17 protein-coding genes are annotated in these 17,403 nt (G+C 61.7%); 3 read left to right on the top strand and 14 right to left on the bottom strand.

Going from position 1 to position 17,403, the window contains the following annotated elements; translation table 11 throughout:
• Positions 1-36: 36 nt before the first annotated feature.
• From PQQ86_RS37640 to PQQ86_RS37680, 9 genes are all read right to left on the bottom strand, one after another.
• Positions 37-945 carry a peptidylprolyl isomerase gene (locus PQQ86_RS37640; RefSeq protein WP_408279011.1) on the bottom strand — a complete coding sequence of 303 codons (909 nt, stop codon included), beginning with the start codon at positions 943-945 and terminating at the stop codon, positions 37-39.
• A 10-nt stretch (positions 946-955) separates the two neighbouring features.
• A complete protein-coding gene (locus tag PQQ86_RS37645; protein ID WP_408279013.1) occupies positions 956-2,785 on the bottom strand; it encodes a ShlB/FhaC/HecB family hemolysin secretion/activation protein in 1,830 nt (609 codons plus the stop codon).
• Between the two features lie 20 nt (positions 2,786-2,805).
• Entirely contained in the window at positions 2,806-4,995 is a 2,190-nt protein-coding gene (locus PQQ86_RS37650) for a two-partner secretion domain-containing protein (RefSeq protein ID WP_408279016.1), read from the bottom strand.
• A gap of 269 nt (positions 4,996-5,264) precedes the next feature.
• Positions 5,265-6,140, bottom strand: coding sequence for a 3-hydroxyacyl-CoA dehydrogenase family protein (locus PQQ86_RS37655; RefSeq protein ID WP_408279451.1), 876 nt, complete (start codon positions 6,138-6,140; stop codon positions 5,265-5,267).
• Between the two features lie 186 nt (positions 6,141-6,326).
• Positions 6,327-6,629, bottom strand: a complete 303-nt coding sequence (locus PQQ86_RS37660) for a hypothetical protein (RefSeq protein ID WP_408279019.1) — start codon at positions 6,627-6,629, stop codon at positions 6,327-6,329.
• A gap of 432 nt (positions 6,630-7,061) precedes the next feature.
• Complete coding sequence (locus tag PQQ86_RS37665) at positions 7,062-7,220, bottom strand: hypothetical protein (protein WP_166618131.1); 159 nt, start codon at positions 7,218-7,220, stop codon at positions 7,062-7,064.
• A gap of 311 nt (positions 7,221-7,531) precedes the next feature.
• Positions 7,532-7,720: a hypothetical protein gene (locus tag PQQ86_RS37670; RefSeq protein WP_408279022.1), complete on the bottom strand. Its 189-nt coding sequence runs from the start codon at positions 7,718-7,720 to the stop codon at positions 7,532-7,534.
• 254 nt (positions 7,721-7,974) lie between these two features.
• Positions 7,975-9,387, bottom strand: coding sequence for a hypothetical protein (locus tag PQQ86_RS37675; protein ID WP_408279025.1), 1,413 nt, complete (start codon positions 9,385-9,387; stop codon positions 7,975-7,977).
• A 132-nt stretch (positions 9,388-9,519) separates the two neighbouring features.
• Positions 9,520-10,206 carry an MgtC/SapB family protein gene (locus tag PQQ86_RS37680; protein WP_408279028.1) on the bottom strand — a complete coding sequence of 229 codons (687 nt, stop codon included), beginning with the start codon at positions 10,204-10,206 and terminating at the stop codon, positions 9,520-9,522.
• Positions 10,207-10,373: 167 nt separating this feature from the next.
• Between PQQ86_RS37680 and PQQ86_RS37685 the strand changes: the two genes are divergently transcribed.
• The gene (locus PQQ86_RS37685; RefSeq protein ID WP_408279031.1) at positions 10,374-11,483 is read left to right on the top strand and encodes an AGE family epimerase/isomerase; all 1,110 of its coding nucleotides are present in this window, start codon (positions 10,374-10,376) and stop codon (positions 11,481-11,483) included.
• 54 nt (positions 11,484-11,537) lie between these two features.
• Here PQQ86_RS37685 and PQQ86_RS37690 read toward each other — a convergent pair whose 3' ends face one another.
• A complete protein-coding gene (locus tag PQQ86_RS37690; RefSeq protein ID WP_408279036.1) occupies positions 11,538-11,813 on the bottom strand; it encodes a hypothetical protein in 276 nt (91 codons plus the stop codon).
• Between the two features lie 217 nt (positions 11,814-12,030).
• Between PQQ86_RS37690 and PQQ86_RS37695 the strand changes: the two genes are divergently transcribed.
• A complete protein-coding gene (locus PQQ86_RS37695; RefSeq protein ID WP_007178724.1) occupies positions 12,031-12,234 on the top strand; it encodes a cold-shock protein in 204 nt (67 codons plus the stop codon).
• 112 nt (positions 12,235-12,346) lie between these two features.
• Here the strand turns inward: PQQ86_RS37695 and PQQ86_RS37700 are convergent, their stop codons facing one another.
• Positions 12,347-13,969: a methyl-accepting chemotaxis protein gene (locus PQQ86_RS37700; RefSeq protein WP_408279039.1), complete on the bottom strand. Its 1,623-nt coding sequence runs from the start codon at positions 13,967-13,969 to the stop codon at positions 12,347-12,349.
• Positions 13,970-14,236: 267 nt separating this feature from the next.
• On the opposite strand from PQQ86_RS37700, the gene PQQ86_RS37705 reads away from it, so the two are divergent.
• On the top strand, positions 14,237-14,671 hold the full coding sequence (locus PQQ86_RS37705) for a PaaI family thioesterase (RefSeq protein WP_054034920.1): 435 nt from the start codon (positions 14,237-14,239) through the stop codon (positions 14,669-14,671).
• A 147-nt stretch (positions 14,672-14,818) separates the two neighbouring features.
• Here PQQ86_RS37705 and PQQ86_RS37710 read toward each other — a convergent pair whose 3' ends face one another.
• The 3 genes from PQQ86_RS37710 to PQQ86_RS37720 all read right to left on the bottom strand — a co-directional run bounded on the left by PQQ86_RS37710 (position 14,819) and on the right by PQQ86_RS37720 (position 17,398).
• Positions 14,819-15,667, bottom strand: coding sequence for an ureidoglycolate lyase (locus PQQ86_RS37710; protein ID WP_408279042.1), 849 nt, complete (start codon positions 15,665-15,667; stop codon positions 14,819-14,821).
• A gap of 62 nt (positions 15,668-15,729) precedes the next feature.
• The gene (locus PQQ86_RS37715) at positions 15,730-16,473 is read right to left on the bottom strand and encodes an SDR family oxidoreductase (protein WP_408279045.1); all 744 of its coding nucleotides are present in this window, start codon (positions 16,471-16,473) and stop codon (positions 15,730-15,732) included.
• Between the two features lie 94 nt (positions 16,474-16,567).
• The gene (locus PQQ86_RS37720; protein WP_408279452.1) at positions 16,568-17,398 is read right to left on the bottom strand and encodes an amidohydrolase family protein; all 831 of its coding nucleotides are present in this window, start codon (positions 17,396-17,398) and stop codon (positions 16,568-16,570) included.
• Positions 17,399-17,403 lie beyond the last annotated feature (5 nt).

Consider the following 17,403-nt stretch of genomic DNA (forward strand, 5'->3'; position numbering starts at 1 on the left):
CATCCCGTCCGCTGCGCCTCTTTAAAACCGAGGTTGTTACTGCTGCTGAATCCGCGCGTTCTTCATCAGATCGACCACGACCTGTGCCGTGGCTTTCTCCAGCGCGACCTGTTCAAGCTGCTTGCGCAGCGCATCCTTGATCTGGTCGTATTGGGGAATCTGCGTCGGGCGCTTTTCGTCGACGCGCAGAATCCAGTACGCGTCGCCGATTTGCACCGGCGTACTCGACACGCCGCCTTGCGGCAACTTGACGAGCGCTTCGGCGAGGGGCTGCGGCCAGTTCTGTGTGTTACCCGGCTGAATCGGCGTCTTGAACGAAACCCAGTTCATTGCGCCGCCTTGCGCCGCGCCCGGGCCCTGGCTGTACTGCTTCGCGAGTTGCGCGAAGTCGGTACCCTTCTTCAGTTGAGTGAGCACCGTTTGCGCGGTGTCGGTATCTTTCACGGCGATTGCGCTCGGTTTGTATTCGTTGTCACCAAGCGTCGCGACGATCGCGTCGTATTTCGCCTTCACATCGGCATCGGTGACGGCTGCGGGCTTGACCTGATCGCGCAGATACGCGGCGGTCATCGCAGCCGTCTTCGCCTGTTCGACGGCGGCCACGACTTGCGGACGCGATTCGTAATGCTGCTTCTCGGCAGCCTGGCGGAACAGTTCACGGGCGATCAACTGATTCTTTACCGACGCACGCAACGCAGGCGTATCCGGCACGTTCAGCGCATGCACGGCCTGGTCGAGTTGGTCCTGCGTAATCACGACGTTGTTGACGCGCGCCACGCCGTTGGCGGGCAGCGTACCGCCGGCGGCATCGGCTGCCTTGTCGGCCGAAGGTTTTGCCGTGGGCTTGTTGGCCGCATGCGCTGCGGGCAGCAAGCCGGCTGCAAAACCGAGCGTGGCGATCAACGTAGCGTTGCGAATCCTGACTGCGATCGGACGATGTTTCATATGAACCTCTTCAGAGTGACCAGTTGAGTGTGGCGAGCAGCACGGTGGCTTTTTTCCCAAGTGCGGCGGGTTGGAGCAAGGCCTGACCAAGCAGCACCTCGCTGGTGACGGTTTGTGTTTTGTAGCGCCATTGCGCGCGTGCGCCGATGCCGGTGCCCATGAGTGTCGGCCAGCCGCCCTGCGCGACCAGATGCGATTTGCCGCCGTCAATAAAGACGTACGGTTCGAGATGTGCGTCGTGCCAGACCGGCACGTTCTGCCACGCGGCCTCGTTGCGCAGATAGAAGCCGCTGTCGCCGGCAATGCCGCCTTCGGTAAAGCCGCGCACGGAATCCATGCCGCCGAGGAAGATCTGCTCGTTGCCGAACATCGCGACGTGGCTGTACTGACCGCGCAACGTGCCGCGATAGGTCCATTGCGTGCCGGCCAGCGTGCCGAGCGCGACCTGCAGCGTGGCGGTCGCATCGAGCTTGGTGAACTGGCTGTGCGCATCGACTTCGTCGATATCGGGTGCGTCATGGCTCGCGGAGAGCCACGGCAAGCCTTGTGAAACGCCGACATCCCACGTCGCGGCCGCGGCCTGATCTTGCGCGACGAAACGGCGCAAACCATTCAGGCCGACTCGCAACACCGTGAGGTCCTGCGGCGCCAGGTCGATGCCGTTCAGGCTGCGTTCCGTGCGCATTTTGGTGAGCGTGATGTCGACGCTGGTACGTCCGGTGCGCGAGCGCGTCAGCACGTCGTTCCAGCCGAGAATCTGGCTGAATGTGCGGCCCTGGAGCAGCGCGACATCGCTGATGGTCTGCTGGTATTCAGACAGCGACGTCGTGTAGCTAAAGGTCTGATAGCCGTACGGCGCCGCCGCGGAAAACACCACCGCGTTGCTGTCCTGCGTGCCGACGTAGCTGAACGACAAAGACTCCTGCAAACCAATCAGGTTGTCCGCTTCGACACCCGCGCGATAGCGCAGCGTGCCGGTTTGCGAGCTGCCGTAGTTGTCGATGCCGAGGTCGTAGAAAACACGGTCGCCGTAGTGATTGGTGACCGCCACCACCGAGTCGCCCGGCGTCTCACCCGGCATGATCTGGATCTCTGCCTGATTGCGGCGCAGCCGGTTGATCTGGTCGACGCCTTGTTCGAGATCAGGCAAGCGCAGCACGTCGCCTGTGCTGTCGCCGAAGGCCCACGCGGTGCCCGCATCGGTCAGCAGGCCGCCGCCGTGCGTCGTGTACCACGGCTCGTTCGGATCGCGCGGACGCAGCGGTTTGCCGTTCAGCGTGAAGGCCGACACCTTGCCGTCGACGATGTTGATCTTCAGCGTACCGGAGGCGAGATTCTGCGCACCGAGATAGGCACGCGTCGTGATGTAGCCGCGTGCGATGAACGCTTCGGTCACGCGGCGCAGCAGCAGGTTGATCCGGTTGCGGCCGAGCTGCTTGCCGATGAACGGTGCGGCGATCCTGTCGAGTTCGCTCGCGCCGAGCGCGGTGTCGCCTATGAAATCGATGTGGTCAATCTTGAACAGCGGTTCGACGTCGGGCAGCGTTTCGACATCCGCGCCTTCGGGCAGGTTGACCACCGTCGGCTGCTGCACTTCGATCTGCGGGGGCGGCTGCTGGATTTCGTCGCGCCGCTGACGGTCGCGTTGCTCCTGCAGGAGTCGTTGCGCCGGATCCTGTTCGGCGCGCACGGGCGCACCGAAGGGCACGCCGCCCAATGCCGCCGCATTCGGCAAGCCCGGCGGTGTCTGCGCGAACCCACGCACTGCTGCCGCGCCGGCGAGTATCGCCAGCGTGCAACGCGCGAGCCGGGGCGCGCGGCGCTTCGTGGTTCGGGTCATGGCGCGCTTCATAGCCTGCTTCATAGCCCGAACCACGACACGAGGCCGAGGTGGTTGTGATTGCCGATCGTGACCGGTGCGCGATACGGCGCGCTAATCGTGTTCACACCGCCCGCGGCTTTGATGCCGCCAGGCGCGTTGAACGCGCCACCTTCAATATCCGCCTCGCCGGTCAGTTCAACCTGGCCGCTGCCGCCAATGAACAGGCCGCCCGTGTCGGCCGCGAAAATCGCCGACCACGCGTTGCCGAACCATGCTTTGAGGTCGTGCGTACGGTTGAGCGCGGTGTAGCCAAGTACGGCTTGTGCGAGGGTCTTGGGCGCGTCGAGTTTGAGCGTGCCTTCCGCCGATACGAGGCCGCCCGTGTTGGTGATCTGCGTGCCGGCCTTCAGCGTGATGTCATTGTTCGCCTGGATCACGCCGCCGTAACCCTGCACGTTGCTCGACGAACTCGAACTGCAGAAGATGAAACACGTTTGATGAAACGACGCCTGCCCGGTGAAGATCGCCTGCGTCAGCAACTGGTCGCGCGCGGTGATCGAGATCGAACCGCCGACAGCCGGATTTTTCGGGTCGATTTGCGCGAGAATCGTACCGCCGATGTTGTGAACGTTCTGCGCGGCAATCGTCACGTTGCCGACGTTGGCGCTCAGGTAGGAGAGTTTGTCCGGATCGGCGAGTGCGCCGTAGTCGACATTGAAACCGTCGTCACGATGTTCGACGAAAATCAGGCGCCAGCTACGGTCCGAATAGCTGACCGGCGCGCCGCCATTCACACCGCTCGAATGATCGACGATATTGTCGACGTCGCCGCCCGCAGTGATCGTCAGGTTCTGATTCGACAGAATGCGCGCGTTCTGATTCGTCACGGAGCCGCCGGCCGTCACGGACACATCGCCGTTCGCGCCGTACACAACACTGAGCAGGCCCGTGGGTGTCGACTGATTCAATACATTGCCGCTGGCGTTCAGCGTGACCGCGCCGAGCGACGCGATATCGATGGTGTTCTTCTGCAGGCCTTGTATCAGCGAACCGACGTTGGTGATATCGCCGGCGCTGGTCAACACCACGCCGCTGGTGGCCGAAGCGATCACCGATTGCGCCGTGGCGTCCTGCGCCAGCGCGATGCCCGCACCGCTCACGTCGATGCCGGCATTGGCGAGCACGCTGCTGCCCGTCAGGCTGACGGCGCCACTCGCGCTCAAGGTCGCCGAACCACCGTTGGCTTTCAGCTTCGTGTCCGACAACGTCACGCTGTCCTGCACTTGCAGATCGAGGTTGTTCTGCGCCGTCAGCGTGGTATTGGAGAACTGCACCGACCCGTTCGACGACAGCGTGAAATCGCCGAGCGACGCGTTCATCGGCCCAGCGCTGCGTACGCCCGGGCCTTTGTCGGTGACGATCAGTTGCACACGGCCGCTCGTCAGACTGCCGGCGGCGGTGATGTCGATGGCGAATGAGTTGGCCGTGGCCGCGCTGGTGGATGGACTCAGCGTGAGCCAGTCGTTGCTGTTGTCGTTCGGCGAAACCGCTGTGTTCAGCGTGATATTGCTGTTGCCGGCCACGGCGCGCACGTAGGCGGTCTGCGACGTGAAGCCGTTGGTGAGCGGCCCGTTGATCTGCACATTCTTTGCGATCAGATCGAGCCCGATTAGCGCGCTCGCCAATCCCTGCGGGCCGACGACGATCGTCCCGGTGCTGGTGTCGAGCACGATGTCGCGTTCGGGAATTCCCGCTACCGGAATGGTGTCCTTGAAACTGACGTGCCCGGTGGTCAGTGCGACACGGCCTGTATTGACGAATGAACCGCCATTAACCGTAATGCCGTTCGGATTGGCCAATACCACGTTCGCACGCGAGCCGAGCACATCGATTCGCCCGCTAATAACGCTGGGATTGGTGCTTGTTACCTGATTGACAATCGTTCGAGCATTGATACCGACGTTATTAAGTGAAGCGCCGGCTGTGTTTACATTGAAACTGCTATAGGTGTTATTTGAAACCCCGGCTACTGTCGGCGCGATATTGACTGTCTGATGACCATTCGCTGCGGTTGAAACTGTTGTTGCAGTTCCGCCGTCAATAGCAATACCCGCCGCACTCGCGCCTATAGGCGCGGCGGCCAGCAATACAACGATCAGCTTGACTCGTTGCTGATGCGGACGCGGCTTCCCACGGCCCGCACTCCTACCCCGTGCGCTCCGAAACATTCTTGTTTTCACGCAACTTTTCGTTGCGGGCTCTCTCGATCAGTTTGGTCTTTCTCGCGCGGCTTTAGGGAACCGCGTCTTTCGTATGATCAATAACGGCGACGATCGAGAGTTCTTTAGGGTTATTCAGGAGTTTTTTATCGCTCAAACATTACATTTTAATTATTTAAGAAAGGAATTTGAAATTATTCGAGTCTGATATTGTTGATTTCAAATGCCTGATTATTCCGATTGCATAATCCGATTCACGCTACGTACGTGCAACGTCATTAACCGCGACTAATCACCTGCTTGCGGCCTGCTTTGACGCGCGCCAAATGAGCGTCGTCCCACTCATAGAAACCAGCACCGCTACGCACGCCGACACGCCCCGCGTCCACCTGCGCGCGCAGCAGATCGAGCACGTCTTCGTCTTTAGCGAGTTCCGGCATCAGATGCGTGGCGATGTCGAGGAAGGTGTCGAGGCCGCCCATGTCCGCGCCTTCGAGCGGTCCGACGATCCCCCACCGGCGCCCGAGCGACGCCTTCATAACCCGATCGACCACATCAGGCGTCGCCGCTCCCGAACGCACGATGTTCAACGCCTCGCGCAACACCGCGAACTGCAACCGGTTGCCGACAAATCCCGGAATCGCCTTCGCCAGCACCACCGGTTCCATGCCGATCGCGCTCATCAACGCAGCGGTACGTTCAGTGACTTCCGGCGCGGTCGCGGTACCGGGCACGACTTCGACGAGCGGGATCATGTGCGGCGGATTCCAGAAATGCGCGATCAGAAAACGCTCCTTCGCGCGCAGCGGAGCAACCAGTTGATCGGGCGGAAAACCGCTGGTGTTGCTCGCGAGAATCGCGTCGTCTGCCATCAACTCAGCCAGCGAGGCATACAGGCGATGCTTCAGTTCGAGTACCTCGGGAATCGCCTCGATCACGAATTGCGCCGACGCCATGACGTCGAGTTGCGCATGCGTCTCGATGCGCGCGAGCGCTGCCTGTTTGGCAGCGTGGTCGATGCGTCCGGCGTCGATCAGTTCGTCGAGCACCGCTTCCGCCTTCGGCGCAACGCTCGCGAGGCGTGCAGGGTCGACGTCGTGAACGATCGTCCGATGCCCATGCAACGCGCTTTGCGTCGCAATGCCGACGCCCATCAATCCCGTGCCCACTACGCCTATGACTGCCTTGTCCACGCCGCTCTCCTGCTGCCATCGATGAAAGCGTTCAAGCATAGCGCAGCGCGCGGTTTTCCAAGACCGAATGCGACAAAGCCGGTCTTCCGTGAGGAAGGACCGGCTTTGCGGACTTCAGGCCGCGTCACGCGGCACGTCATGCGCGCATTAGTAGCGCGGGGGCGGCGGGCGACGATCGTCGTGGTGATGCGGATCGTAGTCGTGCGGATGATGACGCATCCAGTCGTCATGAGCCCAGTAGCGGTGGCCGTCGTAGTAACGATCGCCGTGCCAGCCGATGTTGATCGACACGCCTACCGGCATCATGTGCGGCTGACCGTAAACCGCCGGTCCCGGACCATTTTCGATGATCACCCGTTCCTGGGCGAAAGCACTGCCGGCTGCGAGCAACGCGCCGCCCGCCAGCAAGGTTGCAACGATCGAACGCGACGTCTTGTTAAAGGTTTTCATAGTGACCTCCCATGCAAAGTTTTGTATCAAGCCAGCGCTCGTGTTCGGCCAACATCGAACCGCGATTTTGGGTTCGGACCAGACGCCGTACGCTTGAGACCAACTTTAGCGGTGCAAACCGCATGAAGACGTGAGCACTTGTAAGCGCACATTTCAATGAAAGGGACCGATGAATGAGCGTCTTTTCGACCGTCGCCGCCCATCTACAGCGCATGCGCGGTGAATCAACTGAATGACACGACGGCGCCGTGTGAGGCGCGGTTACATTCATTTCGGCAAGGAAATATTCGGAAAAATTGGAGTTGCGCGGTAACCGCACAAAACAAAAGCCACGGCACGCGTTTCGCGGGCAGTGGCTTCAATGATGCGAGGCGCACTCGACGTGCGCGCCCATGCGCGGTGGTCCGCGCTCAGGCCGTACAACTTTGCTTTTTAGTCGCTCAGCTTGATGCCGAACAATGTGGATTGCGCTTTGCGCATGCGCTCTGCTTCGCGGCTACGTGCTGCGTACGAGTAGTCCGAATCCAGCGGCAGATGGGGCGACGCAAAGAGGTCGCTGACCTTTTGGAACAATGCAAAAATGAAGCTCATGGCGACTCCCGGTTGGTTACTGCATTAGCTAGGGTTTTCCCTTGAGAAGAATTATAGGGTTTTCCCTAGGCAAAAGCTAGTGCAATGCAGCAATTTATTGGGTGTGGTGTGTTGTCACAGGGTTTTTATCCATGGTGCGTTGCACCATTACAACGTCCCCGTTTTTTATATTTCAGGGCCAAAAGCGTCCCTCTACTGAAGCGTGGTCGACTGCGGCTTCCTGCTGCGCGTGGGTTTCGCGCTCGTCACGGTTTTGAGAGGGTTCACTACGGCGGCATCGACGGCGCCTTCCGCCGTGCTCTCCGCACGCATCAGGTCGCGCTGTTGACGGAGACGATCAGCCCCGGCAAGGTCCGCGCGGGGCTCTCTTGCGGCTTGACGGAAGCGCCCGTCGCCGAAAACTCGACGTTTAACGCCCAGTGTCCTTCGTGGATGCCCTGATCGCGCAGAAGCGCGGCTAGCAGTTCCTCGATCGAATATTTGTGCGTGCTGGTCGGCATGGTGGCTCCCGTCAGAAGATGCGCTGGCGTATCCGGTCCGGCTTCGCAACAGCAACGAGAGTTTAAAACGTGAAGTTTGGCTTGCGAGGCGTTGGCGGCGGGGTGGTGCCTTACGACGCCTATCCTGGGAGGCAGGGAGCGAGAGTGGAACGAAGACCTGGGGCTCGGGGTGGAAGTAAGCGCCAGGCTGTTCTGTTGCGTTGGCAAAACAAGCTGCCGCAGCCGGCTAACGCCAGCGCGGCAGTCACTGAAGATCAGTGCGAGTTGGCAGCTTTCGGCTTGTGCGCGTGCGGTGTGCGCGCGCCGGGTTTGCCGTGCGCTGGCGTGACCACGGCTGGCTGAGGCGCCGCAGTTGCGGCTGCGTCAGAAGCCGCATTGGCCGCCGCTGCGTTGACCATCGCGATGTGCGTGTCGAGCAAGCTGGCCATGGCGGCCTGCTGGTTCTGCATCATCTGTTCGATGCGGTGTTGCTGGGCGGTAGTTTCACGCGTCAGGCGCATCAGGAGCACGGTCTGCGTGATGCCGATCGCGACCGTCATCAGCAACGCGCCCACCACGATCGACAGCATCCACTTCATGCGGCGCGAATGGTCGGTCGCGGCGAGGCGTTGATCGGCGATCACACCGTACAGGGCGTCGACGGTATCGGCGAAGGCTGTCGCACGCGCGCGGTCGAGTTCAGGCGCGGCGCGCAGCGCTGCCGCGGCAGCTTCGGCACGCTGGGCTTCGCGGAAGGACGGCGCTGAGAAAGACGCGTTTGTGTGCGCGGAGGATGCCGATGCTGATACGGGCGCAGATGCGGGCGCGGGCGCTGACGCCGATGAGGGCGCGGATTCAGGCACATTGCCCGACGGCTTCGCAGCCAGCTTCGGCTCAGCAACTACCTCGCCGGAATCAGCCCCAGACTCGGAAGAAGACGAAGACGAAGCACGCTCCGCTCCCGCATCCGCGGCTTCGGCCCCAACCGCTTCCCGTGAAGCCGTCGTCGCCTTGGCAAAAGTCGCCGCGAAGCGCTGCGGCGGCACAGGCGGCTTGGCACCGTCCGAGCTCGATGCAGCCGCTACATCTGCCGTCGCTGCGCCCGGCTCAGCAGCCTGGCGCAGCGCAGTCACACTGCGCGCCACAGTCGCCGCCGCCATCGCAGACGTGAGCGGCGCAACCGCGTCACGTGCCGATGCCACCGGCTTCTCTTCGGCCGACGCCTCTGATGTCGCCTTCACATCCCCGAAAGCCAGCTCGCCGACAAGCGATGCCGTGGCCTCCACGGCCTGCGTCTCCAGCCCACTCAATTGCGCATTCACCGGCACCGGTTCATCGGATTTCGCAGCGCGAGGCGCGCGGCGCGCCGCCCTTGCCTCCGGCGACATGCCGTCGGCATCGATCGCGCCAACCGCGGCCAGCACGACATCGGGTAATTCAAAGCCATGCAACGTGCCTTGCCGGACGTCGATATTCATCGCTTCCAACGTGGCGCGAGTGGGATCGTCAGGGAAAAGGTCGAGCGTGCTGTCGTCGCGTGAGGCATCGCTCAGTTGCGCGAGACGTTGTGCCGAGCGCGCGGCGCGCGCCAGCTTGTTTTCAGTTTCGATCGAGACAGTGGCCTGCCGCCGCTTCTTCGAAGCGGCGCGCTGAGGCCGGGACTGCGTGGATGCTGCGGAATCTGCCATAGAGAAAAAAGCGGTCGTCGCCGGAAAGCGGGCGCCGAGCACCGCTCGTCAATGCCATTGGAATTTTTCGAGACCGCATTGTCGCATGGCCGCCCGCCCCTGCCGAAGCCATTCACCGAGGTTTTTCCGTTTTTAAGACGACGTCTCGTCCTGCCGGAACTGCTTGACGCCGTGCAACTGACGCAAGCGTGCGCAGATCGCTTCATATTCGGTATTCGACACGCGGTGCAACGTGATTATCACTTCGTCGCACTCCGGCGCGTCGTCGCTTTGCTGCATCACGAACTGCTTGACGCGCGGGCTCGCGGCGCCGAGCTCGTCGTGCAGCGAATGGAATGTCATGGCGCCGCGCTCGACGATCATGGTCAGCTGGCGCCGTTGCTTCACCGTGATGAAACGGCGCTCGAGCGGTTTGATCCCGGCGAGGATGATCAGAATGATGATGGTTGCGGCGATCGACGCCGTGTACAGCCCACCGCCGACCGCCAGCCCGATCGCCGCGACCGACCAGAGACTGGCCGCCGTCGTCAGCCCCCGCACGATTTCGCCGCGCAGCAGGATCGAACCCGCGCCGAGAAAGCCGATGCCGGAGACCACCTGCGCGGCCATCCGCGACGGATCGAGCACGACGTGATCGCCCGACAGCACTTCGGCAAAACCATAGGCCGACACGATCATGATGAGCGTCGAACCGACGCAGACCAGCATATGCGTGCGCAACCCCGCGGCCCATGACAGCCGTTCGCGCTCGAAGCCGATGACGCTGCCGAGCGCAGCGGCCAGCATCAGACGGGAAATGAGTTCAAGGTTCCCCAACATTGTTTTTCCTCCTTATCTGAAATTATTTGAAGCGTATTTCGCATCTGTGACGGAGTGCCAGCGGCAGCCGTTTGCTTTATGCTTAGCCGCACGTTGCCGACGGCCGCGCTGCGGCGAGAGCCAAAGTCCGCAGGCGCTTTGAATGACCGCGTTTGACCAACCGAACTATGCAGAGCATGATCCCTTCCCCCCCTTCGACGATCCCGCTTGCCAACACACTGCGTGACCACTTCGCTCACGTGGTGCTGCCGCTGTGGCGCGGGCCCGGTTTCAACCCCGAGCTGAAGCTGCCCTACGAAGCGGTCAGCGCCGAAAGTCCCGAACCGTTGCCCGAGGAACGTTACCGGGCGATGGCGTGCGCGCGACAATTGTTCGTGTTCTCGCAAGCAGGTGATGCGGCCCATGCCAAGGTGCTGTTCGATTCGCTGATGCACACCTTTCAGGACACGCGCCACGGCGGATGGTTCTATAGCGTGGATACGCAGGGCGCGCCGCTCGATACGACCAAAGACTTGTACACGCATGCGTTCGTCGTGTTCGCCTGCGCGGAATATGCCGGCCGTTCAGGCAACCGCGACGCGTTGGAAGTCGTGCATCGTACGTCGGCACTGATCCAGTCGCACTTCGCGGCCGATGGCGATCTGTTCAACGCCGCACTCACCGCGGACTTCGCCAGCGTAACCGGCACGCCGATCCAGAATCCCCTAATGCATCTGACCGAAGCCTGGCTGGCCGCCCGCGACGTCACGCGCGACAACGCCTTCGACGCCGCATTGGGCCGTCTTGCCGGCGCCATCGCGCATCACTTCGTGCATGCGCCGACCGGCTGCGTCGCCGAATTGCCGATTGGCGCGGAGGACAACCGCCTGGAACCGGGGCACCAGTTCGAATGGTTCTGGCTGGTCAAGCAGGCGGGTGCGTTGTTCGACGCCTCGGGTCTCGACGAATCGCTGACACGCGCGTTCAACTTCGCGCAGCAATATGGCGTGGACCCGCAAACGGGCGGTGTGTACGCCTCGCTCGACGAAACCGGACGAATCAAGGACGCCACCCAGCGGATCTGGGCGCAGACCGAGTATCTGCGCGCACTGGCGAGCCATGACGACCCCGCTGCGCACGCCGCGCTGCCGCGTCAAATCGAGCTCTTCCGGCAACGCTTCCTGCGCCCGCAAGGCTGGTTTGAATGCAAAACGGCCGCCGGTGACGTGGTGCGTGCCGACATGCCGTCGACCACCCCCTATCACCTCGCGACCGCCTATGACGCCTTGCCGGGCTAAGCGCCGGCTGCCGTCTTCCCGTGCATCGGCGTCAAAAGCCGACTGACCGGTCAATCAATATTCTTCGCGTTGCCAAGGTCCCCAATCGGCGTCGGCAGTTTTGAATCGCGTGTACGTCGCGCTGTGTCCGGTGGGGGTATCCGATGTGTCGCCGTGCAGCTTTTTATCGGTGATGTGAAGGGCGAAAGCCTGGTGCTCTTCGGTATCGACCGTGATACGGCCGACCGGGTCCGGGGCGCCTTCTTGAGGTGATTTCGACTCCAATATCGCGAGATAGGGGGTCAAACGACTCCAGAATGAGGTAAGTTCATCTTGCAAATAATGTGTCAATGTTTTTCCTGGAAGAGTAATACAAGCAGTTTACCCTACCGGCTGGCCCCCCCTGGAAAATGGTTTTCGGACTCAAAAGGGTCCAATCAGGGGAATACCCGAATACTTGTTGATTGGCGTCCATCATAAAGACGTGATACAACTCGTACTTCGCGCTCGATCTCGTGTTGAGAAATAGCGGTCGCGAATGCAACACACAACATTTACTGGATTAAAAATGGCAACAGGTACTGTGAAGTGGTTTAACGATGCAAAGGGCTTTGGCTTCATCACCCCGGACGACGGCGGCGAAGACCTGTTTGCACACTTTTCGGAAGTTCAAGGCAGCGGCTTCAAGTCCCTGCAGGAAAACCAGAAAGTGACGTTCGAAGTCAAGCAAGGCCCGAAGGGCAAGCAAGCTGCGAACATCCAGCCGGCCTAAGTACCGTCAGGTACGTTGAGGCACCCTTAGGCGCTTGCGTCTAATGCAAAATGGCCCGCTTTGGCGGGCCATTTTCTATTGCAGATGCCCTCTTTTTGGGCACGCGCGCGGCCTAGATCGCCCGCATTCCTGACAGCGCAAACGCCGCCGTTTGCCCGCACAGGTCGTCCATTTGTTGCATTCGCAACACAGTCTCAGAAATTTCGAACACAGAAACGGCGTCCTTCAACTGCTGCGTCTGCTGATGCAGCGAGGCGGCCGCTGCGGCGGCCTCCTCGACAAGCGCCGCGTTCTGCTGCGTCATCTCGTCCATCTGCACCACCGCCTGATTGACCTGCTCGATGCCCGTGCTCTGCTCGAGCGACGACGCGCTGATTTCCGCCATCATCTGCGTGACGCGCGAGATCGACGCGGAAACGTTGCTCATCGCCTCACCTGCATGCTCGACCAGCGCCGAGCCGCCCTGAATCTCGGCGACCGATTCGCTGATCAGCGTCTTGATTTCCTTCGCCGACTGCGCGCTGCGCTGGGCGAGCCCACGCACCTCGCCCGCCACCACGGCGAAGCCACGGCCCTGTTCGCCCGCGCGCGCCGCTTCGACGGCAGCATTCAGCGCAAGGATATTGGTCTGGAACGCGATGCCGTCGATCACCGAAATGATCTCGGCGATCTTGTCCGAGCTTTGGGCGATGCCGCGCATCTTGTCGACCACCTCGTTGACCACTTCGCTGCCGCGCGAAGTCGCCTCGAGCGCGGTTTCGGCAAGCGCATTGGCTTCACGAGCGTGATCGGCGTTCTGACGCACCGTGGCGGTCAATTCCTCCATGCTCGACGCGGTTTCTTCGAGCGATGCCGCCTGGTTTTCCGTGCGTGCCGACAGATCAGCGTTGCCGGTGGCAATTTCGTCGGCGCCGAGATGGATCGAGTCGGCGGATTCGCGCACGGTTTGCACTGTGCGCGCCACACTCGCCTGCATTTTCGCGAGACCCGAGAACAGGCGGCCAATCTCATTGGTACCGCGCGAAGCGATCGGCTGGTCGAGACGCCCTTGCGCGATGCGGTCGAAGTGACGGCCGGCTTCTTCCAGCGGCGCCACCACGCCCTTACGTAGCGCCGCGTACACGCCGAATGTGCCCGCTACCAGCACCAGCAGGATCGCGATGCTGACGGTGCGGAACGTCGCCAAGCGGGCATCGACCGAATCGAGCGACGCACGGCTAGCAGCAGCGCCGAATTGCACGAAGTTGTGCGACTCGGCGAGATAGGCATCCTGGAAGCCTTGGGTCGGCTGATCGAGGAAGGCCTGGATGTTGTTCGCGTCGAGAAACTGCACCAGTTCCGCGAGCGCGTCGTGGAGCTTTTTGTAGCGCTCGGCGAGCGCGGCGGCGCGGGTGCTGTTTTCGTCGCTGGTCTTCTGCGCGCCCATAAACGCGCCGAACGACTGGTCAGCCGCCGTCAGCTGTTCGCGGGCATGCTGCACGATGTCGGCCGGCTCGGCGCCGCCGCGCACCATGCGCGTACCGGCGCGCGACAGGTTGATGCGCGCATCCATCAGGTGCTGGGTCGTTTCATTGACCGCATCCACCTGCTTCAAGGCGACATTCGACAGATCACCCACGTCGTCATGCGTGCGCGTGAGCGACCAGAACCCCAAACCCACCGTGACAAGCTGGAAAACGCAGAACGCGGCCAGAACACACAACAGGCCGGATGCGACCTTGATCTTGCTGAACATCGTGAATACCTAAAGCAAAGAATGACGGAACCTACGTCAGGGTTAACGGCAAGGCCAAACTTTGCTTGAGATCAATGTCGTCAAAAATCGTCTTACGCCCCCGTTTCATCGGCCAACTTCGCTATTCCCCTCATTTTTCGCAACAATGCACCGCAGATATTTTGGATTCACCTTGACGCGATGCGTCAGCGCTTCCTAGAGTGGGTAGGGACTGCACAATGCACGCCGGTGCAGATGCCACTGCGGGCCACGCCCGAAGGAATCACGATGACCGACATCCTCGACCGGGCGCGCGGCGCACTGCATGCCCAGCCGTTCAGCATGCTGCTAGGCACCGAACTGATGCACACCGGCACCAACGAACTGACGCTGTGTCTGCCGATCCGCGACGAGTTGCGGCAACAACATGGCTTCGTGCATGGCGGTGTCATCAGTTATCTCGCCGACAATGCGTTGACGTTCGCCGGCGCGCTGTCGCTGGGGCCGAAGGTCGTGACCGGCGAGTACAAGATCAACTATCTGCGGCCGGTGATGAACGGCACGCTGATCGCGCGGGCAAAGGTCGTCTACGCAGGGCGGCACCAGGCGACCTGCCAGTGCAACGTGTATGTGATGGACGGGCAGCGCGAGAAACTCGTCGCCGTTGCGCAAGGCACGATCAATCGCATCAGCGAGAACGGCGAGCACGAGCCGGCGGGTTGATCGGAACCGTGCACTAGAGATGGGATGGGCGAGTCATACGGCTCGCACCGGGGTACATAAAAAAACCGCGCCTGCTGGGAAGCAGGCGCGGTTTTTCATTCTGAGCGGTGCCGATTGCGCGGCTTACTGCACCGTCTGTTGCACCGTTTATTCCGCCGCGTAAGTCTTCTGCGTCTGTTCGCCGAGGCCTTCAATACCGAGACGTATCGTCTGGCCCGGCTTCAGATACACCGGGTTCGGTTTCACGCCCATGCCGACGCCCGGCGGCGTGCCGGTCGAAATCACGTCGCCCGGTTGCAGGCTCATGCACTGCGACACATACGACACCAGCTTCGCGACGCCGAACACCATCGTCTTCGTGCTGCCATTCTGATAGCGGTGGCCGTCCACCTCGAGCCACAGGCTCAGGTTCTGCGGATCGGCGACTTCGTCGCGCGTCACGACCCACGGGCCGATCGGGCCAAAGGTATCGAAGCCCTTGCCCTTGTCCCACGTGCCGCCGCGTTCGATCTGCCATTCGCGTTCCGACACGTCGTTGATCACGCAGTAGCCGGCGACGTAGTCGAGCGCGTTGGCTTCGTCGATATATTTCGCGGGTTTGCCGATCACCACGCCGAGTTCGACTTCCCAGTCGGTCTTCTTCGAGCCGCGCGGAATTTCGACGTCGTCGTTCGGGCCGCTGATCGCGCTCGTCCACTTGTTGAAAATCACCGGTTCCGCCGGCACCGGCAGATTCGATTCGGCAGCGTGGTCCGCGTAGTTCAGCCCGATACAGATGAACTTGCCGATCTTGCCGACGCACGGTCCCATGCGCGGATTGCCTTCGACCAACGGCAGCGAAGCCGGATCGAGCGCGCGCAGTTTGGCGAGGCCTTCGTCGGTCAGCGCGGCGCCGTCGATATCGCCAACCATCTTCGACAGATCGCGAATCTTGCCTTGCGCGTCGATCAGGCCCGGCTTTTCCTGGCCTTTCGGCCCATAACGAAGCAGTTTCATCGTTGCACTTCCCTTTCCGTTCAGTGATATTCGATTCGTGTTTCAGCGTTAATCAGTGTGCGTCAGTTCGACCAGCCGCCGTCGATGACATGCGCGTGACCGGTGGTGAACGACGATTCGTCGGACGCGAGATACAGCGCCAACGCGGCGATCTCTTCCGGCTTGCCGATGCGGCCCATCGGCTGACGCGCGACAAAGGCCGCCTGCACGGCGTCGAGCGTCGCGCCCTGCGCTTTGGCCTGCTCGACGATCCGCTGTTCGAGCGACGGCGAAGCGACCGTGCCCGGGCAGATCGCGTTACAGCGTACACCACGTGTGATGAAGTCTGCAGCGACGGACTTGGTCAACCCGATCACCGCGGCTTTCGACGCGCTGTAGGCAAAGCGGTTCGGCACGCCTTTCACGCTCGAGGCCGCCGACGACATATTGATGATCGAGCCGCCGCCCTTCTCCAGCATCGCCGGCAAAAACGCGCGGATCATGCGGTACATCGCTTTCGCGTTCAGGTCGAAGGCGAAGTCCCAATCTTCTTCGCTGCATTCGAGAATCGAGCCGGCATGCACGAAGCCCGCGCAGTTGAACAACACGTCGATCGCGCCGAGCTCGGCGGCCAGCGCCTTGATCGCTGCAGCGTCGCGCACGTCGAGCTTGCGCGCGTCGACCGGCTTGCCGGCGAGTCCGTCGACGCGGATATCGGTGGCGATCACGCGCGCGCCTTCGCGCGCGAACATTTCCGCGGTGGCGAGACCGATACCTTGTCCTGCGGCGGTGATCAGGGCCGTCTTGCCGGCCAGTCTTTGTGTCATCTACGACTCCAGTTGAATGGGCTTGCTCTTGTCTTCGTAACTCGTCTTCGTAACTCGTCTTCGTAACTCGTCTTCGTCACGCGTGTTCGTCACATCAAAGTCGATAAAACGCAGCGGCGTTGCCGCCGAAAACCGCCTCACGCTCGGCGTCACTCAAGGACGCGAGCAAGGTGTTCGCCACCGAGTGCCAGACCAGATAGTCGCCGTTCAGATCAAGCACGGGCCAGTCGCTGCCCCACATCAAACGCGAGGGACCAAATGACTTCAGCAGATGCTCGACATACGGATGAAGCGTTTCTTCGCTCCAGCCAGGCGACGCTTCGGTGACGAGTCCCGACAGCTTGCAATGCACTTGCGGTAACTGTGCGAGCCGCGTGATTGCGTCGGCCCATGTTTGCCAACCCGCGCGACCGTAACGGATCGGCGGCTTCGCACCGTGATCCACGACGATGCGCAGCGCGGGGAAACGCGCCGCGAACATTTCGAAAGGCTCGACGTGCCGCGCGTAAATCAAGGCATCGAACGCGAGGTCGTGCACAATCAGTGCTTCGATTGCGGGCGCGAGATCGGGATTCGCAATCCACGTATCGTCAGGTAGATCCTGCAGCATCGGCCGCACGCCTTTGAACTTCGGCTCACGCGCCAGCGCTCCAATCACAGCCGGAGCCGTGGGCAGCAACAACGGCACCCAACCGACTACACCGGCAATCGATGGCTCATGCCGCGCGATGTCCAGCAGGTAGCGCGTTTCATCGATAGTCGGCGCCGCTTGCACCACCACCGTCCGCTCGACGCCCGCTGTTTCTCGCAGTGGCTTGAGATCGGCGGGACCGAACGTCCGATACAGGATTTTCAGTTCCGGCGTGAGCCACTCATAGTCGCCGCGAGCGGGGTCCCAGTAGTGCTGGTGAGCGTCGATACGTATCGTCA

The organism is Paraburkholderia sediminicola (assembly GCF_046026675.1).
GTDB classification, from domain to species: Bacteria; Pseudomonadota; Gammaproteobacteria; order Burkholderiales; family Burkholderiaceae; genus Paraburkholderia; species Paraburkholderia sediminicola_F.